1 protein-coding gene is annotated in these 694 nt (G+C 66.1%); it reads left to right on the top strand.

What is annotated here, in order from left to right:
- Nucleotides 1-694: IS21 family transposase (gene istA / locus IVB27_RS05335; protein ID WP_247441954.1), on the top strand; the 694-nt coding region annotated here is incomplete at both ends.

The raw sequence follows: 694 nt of genomic DNA, 5'->3' as shown, positions 1-694 counted from the left end.
CCGACGCCATCCTGAGCTGGGGGCTGGAATCCGCCGCACGCTCGAGCGCCGGATCCGCGCCTGGCGGGCGATCCACGGCGAGGAGCAGGAGGTCATCTTCCGCCAGACCCACGAAGTGGGCCAGGTCGGCCTGTCCGACTTCACCGATATGGGCGAGCTTGGGGTCGCCATCGCTGGCGTGCCGCTCGATCATCGCCTGTATCACTTCCGGTTGGCCTATTGCGGGTTTGAACACGCCCATGTCGTGCTCGGTGGCGAGAGCTTCGTCGCATTGGCCGAAGGGCTGCAGAATGCCCTATGGTCGCTCGGTGGGGCACCGCGGGAGCATCGGACCGACAGCCTGTCGGCCGCCTTCTGCAATCTCGATCGCAATGCGAGGGACGATCTGACCAGGCGGTACGAGGACCTCTGCGCCCACTACGGCATGCGGCCTTCCCGCAACAATCGCGGCATCGCCCACGAGAACGGGGCGATCGAAAGCTCGCATGGCCATCTCAAGCGGACGATCGCCGATGCGCTGCTGTTGCGCGGCACTGCCGACTTCGATGATCTCGCCGCCTATCGCGGCTTCATCGACGAGATCGTCAGCCGCCGCAATGCCCGCAACGCCAAGCGGATCGACCACGAGCGCGCCACCCTGCAGGCGTTGCCAGATCGCCGCACCTCGGACTACGAGGAGGTGATTGTCCGCGTG

Origin of the sequence: Bradyrhizobium sp. 197, assembly GCF_023073375.1 — a bacterium.
In the GTDB taxonomy this organism is placed as follows: Bacteria; Pseudomonadota; Alphaproteobacteria; order Rhizobiales; family Xanthobacteraceae; genus Bradyrhizobium.
Note: the sequence above shows the minus strand (reverse complement) of the source record. Positions and strands in the feature narration are given on the sequence as shown.